The 5,902-nt window shown below is 71.0% G+C and carries 7 protein-coding genes; 3 read left to right on the forward strand and 4 right to left on the reverse strand.

The window, feature by feature from the left end; genetic code table 11:
* Nucleotides 1-134: 134 nt before the first annotated feature.
* Together glsA and lysS are read left to right on the forward strand one after the other, a co-directional pair.
* A complete protein-coding gene (gene glsA / locus G6028_RS12490; protein ID WP_179524484.1) occupies nt 135-1,097 on the forward strand; it encodes a glutaminase A in 963 nt (320 codons plus the stop codon).
* A gap of 21 nt (nt 1,098-1,118) precedes the next feature.
* Entirely contained in the window at nt 1,119-2,738 is a 1,620-nt protein-coding gene (gene lysS, locus G6028_RS12495; RefSeq protein WP_182659061.1) for a lysine--tRNA ligase, read from the forward strand.
* Nucleotides 2,739-2,769: 31 nt separating this feature from the next.
* On the opposite strand, the gene G6028_RS12500 is transcribed toward lysS, so the two are convergent.
* Nucleotides 2,770-3,399, reverse strand: coding sequence for a DUF1801 domain-containing protein (locus tag G6028_RS12500; protein ID WP_182659062.1), 630 nt, complete (start codon nt 3,397-3,399; stop codon nt 2,770-2,772).
* A gap of 102 nt (nt 3,400-3,501) precedes the next feature.
* On the opposite strand from G6028_RS12500, the gene G6028_RS12505 reads away from it, so the two are divergent.
* Nucleotides 3,502-4,113 (forward strand): L,D-transpeptidase, encoded by a 612-nt coding sequence (locus tag G6028_RS12505; protein WP_182645538.1) that lies wholly within the window; start codon nt 3,502-3,504, stop codon nt 4,111-4,113.
* Between the two features lie 4 nt (nt 4,114-4,117).
* Here the strand turns inward: G6028_RS12505 and G6028_RS12510 are convergent, their stop codons facing one another.
* The 3 genes from G6028_RS12510 to G6028_RS12520 all read right to left on the reverse strand — a co-directional run.
* The gene (locus G6028_RS12510) at nt 4,118-4,672 is read right to left on the reverse strand and encodes a hypothetical protein (protein WP_182610523.1); all 555 of its coding nucleotides are present in this window, start codon (nt 4,670-4,672) and stop codon (nt 4,118-4,120) included.
* Nucleotides 4,673-4,813: 141 nt separating this feature from the next.
* The gene (locus G6028_RS12515) at nt 4,814-5,344 is read right to left on the reverse strand and encodes a hypothetical protein (RefSeq protein ID WP_182659063.1); all 531 of its coding nucleotides are present in this window, start codon (nt 5,342-5,344) and stop codon (nt 4,814-4,816) included.
* A gap of 112 nt (nt 5,345-5,456) precedes the next feature.
* Nucleotides 5,457-5,902: ATP-dependent helicase C-terminal domain-containing protein (locus G6028_RS12520; protein ID WP_277817603.1), on the reverse strand; the 446-nt coding region annotated here is incomplete at its 5' end.

Genomic DNA, 5,902 nt, shown 5'->3' on the forward strand with positions numbered 1-5,902 from the left:
GGCGGCGGGGGCGCTCGGCCTGCTCTCGGACGCCGAGCACCTGCTGCGCGAGCGATCCGCGATCTCGGCGCACTGAGCGCGGCACCACGCCCGACCGGGGGCGCGCGGGCACCGGCCCCGGTACGGTCGCGTCCATGACGGACCACATCTCGGCAGACCTTCTCCAGGGCATCCTCGACGAGGTCCGTGACGACTCCTCGGGCGAACTGGTCCCGCACCTCGGCGACTACGAACACCCGAACCCCGACGCCCTGGCGATGGCGGTGTGCGACCTCGAGGGCACCGTGACCTCGGCGGGGGACGACGACATCCGCTTCGATCTCCAATCCGCCTCCAAGCCCTTCGTGTACGCCCTGGCCCTGGACCAGAAGGGCGTGGACGAGGTGGCCAAGCGGATCGGGGTCGAACCCTCCGGGGACGCCTTCAACGAGATCTCCCTCGAGGCCGGGACCGGCCGGGCACCCAACGGTCTGGTCAACGCCGGGGCGTTGGCCGCCCACGCGCTCGTCGGGGACACCGACGACGACGAGGTCTCGCGCTTCGAGCACATCCGCGCACTGCTCTCCCGCCTCGTCGGCCGTGACGTGGAGGTCGACGAGGAGATCGCCGACATCGAGGCCAAGAGCGCACACCGCAACCAGGCGCTCGCGCACCTCCTCGCCGAGGAGGGCACCCTCGCGGACGACCCCCACGAGGTGGTGGCGGGGTACGGACGCCAGTGCGCGGTCCGCGTGGACGTCCGGGAACTCGCCCACATGGCCGCCATGTTCGCGAACGGCGGTCTGAAGCCCGGCAGCGACGAGCGGATCCTCGGGCGCAAGGCGGTCCGCTACGCCAACAGCGTGATGTTCACCTGCGGCATGTACGACGCGGCGGGCGACTGGGTCTACCAGGTCGGACTGCCCGCGAAGAGCGGGGTGTCGGGGTGTCTGTTCGCGGTGGTTCCCGGTAAGTTCGGGATCGCGGCCTACTCGCCGCGCCTGGACGAGCACGGCAACAGTGTCCGGGCGGCGGCCGCCATCGAGCAGCTGTCGGACCGGTTCGACCTCCACGTCCTCGACCACGTGCGCGGTGACGGGTTCGGCCCCGCCGCATAGGGACGACTATCCTCGGGAGTCGTGACCGACTCGACCCCCGCCGCGACCGAGCCCGCCGACGACACCCCCGAGCAGCTGCGTATCCGTCGCGACAAGCGGCAGCGCATCCTCGATTCCGGCGTCGACGCCTATCCGGTCGAGGTCCCCCGCACGCACGGGCTCGTCGAGATCGCCTCGGATCCGCGCTTCGTCGCCCTCGAGCCCGGGGAGGAGACCGACGTCCGGGTCTCCGTCGCGGGCCGCGTGCTGTTCGTCCGCAACACGGGCAAGCTCTGCTTCGTCCGACTCCAGGACGGCGTGAGCCCGGACGCCGACCTGTCGGTCCCGGCGACCGAGGGCGGGCCCGACTCGTTCGCCCCGCAGTTGCAGGCGATGCTCTCGTTGGCCAACGTGGGCGAGGAGCGGCTCGAGGCGTGGAAGCAGGACGTGGACCTCGGTGACCACGTCTCGGTGACCGGCCGCGTGGTGCGGTCCAGGCGCGGCGAGCTGTCCGTCATGGCCGACTCGTGGGTGCTGGCGGCCAAGTCGCTGCGTCCGTTGCCGGTGGCGCACAAGGAACTGAGCGAGGACACGCGCGTCCGTCAGCGCTACACCGACCTCATCATGCGCGACACGGCCCGGCGCAACGCGGTCACCCGCATCAAGGTCGTCCGGGCCCTGCGGGACGCCCTCGACAGGCGGGGGTTCCTGGAGGTGGAGACGCCGATGCTGCAGACGTTGCACGGCGGCGCCGCCGCCCGGCCGTTCGTCACGCACTCCAACGCCCTGGACCTGGACCTGTACCTGCGCATCGCCCCCGAGCTCTACCTCAAGCGATGCGTGGTGGGCGGCATCGAGCGGGTCTTCGAGATCAACCGCAACTTCCGGAACGAGGGTGTGGACTCCTCACACAGCCCCGAGTTCGCGATGCTCGAGACCTACCAGGCCTACGGGGACTACGACACGTCCGCCACGATGATCCGTGAGGTCATCCAGGAGGTCGCGCGCGAGGTGTTCGGCACCACCACCGTCACCCTCGCCGACGGCACGGAGTACGACCTGGGCGGGCAGTGGCGTGAGATGCGTATGTACCCCTCGCTCAACGAGGCCCTGCGCGCGCAGCACCCCGAGGTGGTGGGGAACACCGACGAGGACACCGTCACGGTCGACTCGACGGTCGAGGAACTCACGGAACTGGCCGGCGAGGTCGGGCTCGAGGTGCCCTCGGGCAGGGGCTGGCTGCACGGCAAGCTGGTCGAGGAGCTGTGGGAGCACCTGTGCGGTGACCAGCTCGAGGGGCCGGTGTTCGTCCGCGATTTCCCGGTGGAGACCTCCCCTCTGACCCGCGATCACCGCACGGATCGGGGGGTCACCGAGAAGTGGGACCTCTACGTCCGTGGGTTCGAGCTGGCGACCGGCTACTCGGAGCTCGTCGACCCGGTGATCCAGCGTCGCCGGTTCGAGGACCAGGCGCGGCTCGCCGCGGCCGGTGACGACGAGGCGATGGTGTTGGACGAGGACTTCCTGGCCGCGATGGAGCAGGGGATGCCGCCCACCACCGGGTTGGGTATGGGGATCGATCGTCTGCTCATCGCGCTCACCGGGCTGGGCATCAGGGAGACGATCCTGTTCCCGATGGTCAAGCCGCTACCGCGGGACTGACGCGACCGTCACCGGCGACGCTCTGGCTGCGTCAGTCCGGCTGCGCCCACGCCGCCGCCACGAGTTCGCGGAGCACGGGTTCCCGGATCCGGGCCAGGGTCGTCACGTAGAGGCACCCCGTGCCGGTCTTGTGCGGCCCCAGCGTCGCGAGCAACGCGTCGGCTCCCGGGGCCCTGAGCAGTCCGTAGAGGCTGATGGCGGAGGCGCGGGGACTGAAGCCCACCCGGAGGGTGTCGCCCTCACGACCGCTGTCGTACACGTAGTGGTGCGTGCCGTAGCCCACGATCGACGGGCCCCACATGGACGGTGGTTCGCCGGTGACCTCGCCGAAGAGCTCGAGCAGGCGCAGGCCGTCCTCCACCCGCCGGGCGGTGGGCAACCCCTCGATCCACTGCCGTGGGGAGCCCGGTGTCTCGAGAAACGCCGTGTTGTCGTTGCGGCCGGTGGCGCGGGGCCGCGAGAGCGGATCGGCGAGGGACAGCCCCGCCGCGGACAGTGCGTCGCGCAGCACGCCGAGCTGGGAGGGGCCGACCCCGTGCAGCGCCAGAACGTCCCTCTCGGGCGTTCCGTCCAACTGGCGGAGGTCGGTGATCCCGGCCGCGGCGAGGGCGCGGGACGCCGGCGCGGAGAGCCGGGGGAGGGGAAGCGGTGACTCGCTCATGGTCCAGACGGTAGACCTCGCGCCGGTCGAGCGCCCGGGTCGAGACCGGACCGTGACAGCGAGTCGTCCGTCCGGGTGACGTGCCCCGGACATAATCACGGCATGAGAAGAATCCCCTCGCGAGTGGTGGCCGGCGCGGTGGCGGCGTTGCTGATCGCGGGTACCTCCACGTCCGCCGCCTCGGCCCAGGTCCCCCTACCGCCGGAGGCCCAGCAGGTGCTCGATCAGGCCCTGGCGGGATCCGTACAGGCGGACGCGGACCTGCGCACCGCCGCCGGCGGCTGGCTGGAGTCGGCGGGGATCACTCCTCCGCCCGGGTTCGTGCCCCCTCCGGCCGCGCCCCCGCCGCCGCCGGACCCCACCCCGCAGAGCCCGTGTCCGCGTACGGCCGCCGCGTGCGTCGACCTCGACGGGAACCGGACCTGGCTGCAGTCGGGGGAGCGGCTGAGCTACGGGCCGGTACGGATGTCGCACGGAAGGGTCGGTTGGGAGACCCCTCGCGGGACGTTCCAGGTCACCCGGAAGGTGCGCCACGAGGTCAGCCGTCTGTTCGACGACGCCCCGATGCCGTACTCGGTGTACTTCGTGGGAGGGATCGCCTTCCACGAGGGCGATCCGGCCTACGAGTCGCACGGGTGTATCCGGATGGACCGGCCCGCCGCGGCGACTTATTTCGAGAGGCTGCAGGTCGGGGACACCGTGGTGGTGTTCTGACGCCTCACGAGCCGGTGAACATGCGGGCCTCGGCGCGGTCCGGGAGCAGGTACTCGGCGGACTTGGCCGCCAACGCCGATCCGATGATCACGAGGATGAATCCGATCGCCGCGACGAACGGACCGTAGGTGACCGAGGTGCCGTCCGGCAGGCCCGCCAGCATCGGATCCGAGGTGTCGGTCGAGTTGAACAGGACCCAGACAAAGATGAGGTGGGCGATCAACACGAGGGACGCGAGTACCGCGTTGGCGGCCGCGAAGAATCCCAACCGGGTGAACAGCGTGACCGCCACCAGGACCGACAGCACGAGAAGCCCCAGGAAGTTCAGGGGCGCCATCGCGCGCAGGTCCAGGATCTCGGTGAGGTCGAGCGCGCTGATCCCTCCGCCGGTCCCGGTGCTCAACCAGGGGAGGTACAGACTGAGCAGGGCGAGCGCCAGCCCCACTACGGCGATCAGGCCGCCGACGCGGTTTCGCAGGTGCGGGATGATCTTGCCGCCGGTCGGGGTGCTCGCCGACGACGGCGAGGTGCGGGTGACGGGCGTTGTCTGTGCGGCCATGGCGGGTGCCCCTTAATCGGACCGGAACCTGTGAAGTGAGGTAAGTCACATAATAGGCGGGGTGTCCGGGTTCTGCCACAACGGTGCGTTCCGGCCGGACGGTGCGGTGGCGGACTGTGACCGCCGGACCGGGCCCGCCCGTCACGTCACGGGATCGACCGGATAGCGAGCGGACCGGGCGGCCCAGGCCGACCCCGCCGACACCATCACGAACCCGAACGCGGCCACATAGGGCCCGGAGGTCACCGTGGCGTTCGCGGGCAGGCCCGAGAGTGCCGGCTCCGTCGACCCCGTGGACAGGATCAGGGTCCAGACGAAGGCGAGGTGTCCCGCCAGGACCCCGATCGCCACCACCGCCGCCGCGACGGCGAACGACCCCAGGCGGGTGAGCGCGGTGACGGCCACGAGCAGGGCCAGGACAAGTAGTCCGACGAACAACACCGGTGCGACGCTGCGGACGTCGATGAGCTCGGTGATCCCCAGGGCCGAGATCCGCTCGTCCGCGCCCGTGGCCAGCCACGGCAGGTAGAGGCTGAGCAGCGCCAGCGCCAGACCGGTGAACGTCACCAGGGCCCCGATCCGGTTCCGGACGCGCGGGATCCGCTTGGTCCGTGCGGGGGTCCTGGTCGGGAGGGGGACCCGGTGGGGTGCGGGTGGGGTGTACGCGGGCATGGCGATCACGCTCCGGGCGGGGTCGACGGACGCAGGTGCGCTGACTCACATGGTATGAGGCGGACAACTCCGGGGCAGTGCGGCAGGGCGGTTCGTTATGGTAACGGGATCCTCAATGTCGACGGTTGGTCCGACGAGTGGGTTCGGCGCCCATCGGGTCCTCCGGCCACGGGTGCCGGGGATAGCGGCCCCGCATCTCCGCCCGTACACCGGGATAGGCCTCGCGCCAGAAGAACTCCAGGTCGCGGGTCACGGCGAGTGGCCGTCCGGCGGGGGAGAGCAGATGGACGGTCACGGGGACCCGCCCGTCGCAGATCCGGGGTGAGGTCGTCCACCCGAAACACTCCTGCAGCTTGACCGCCAGCACCGGTGCCGCGTCGGATCCGGGTTCGGGGTAGTCGACACGGTATGACGACGAGCTGGGCACCTGCAGGCGGTCGGGCACCAGCTCGTCGAACCGGGTCGCCTCCGGCCACGGGAGCAGCCGCCGCAGCGCGGGGCCGACGCCGCGTCCCGCCAGCTTCCCGCCACGCGTGAGGGCGTCGACCTCCGGCCCGA

It is taken from the genome of Dietzia cercidiphylli (assembly GCF_014145145.1).
GTDB classification, from domain to species: Bacteria; Actinomycetota; Actinomycetes; order Mycobacteriales; family Mycobacteriaceae; genus Dietzia; species Dietzia natronolimnaea.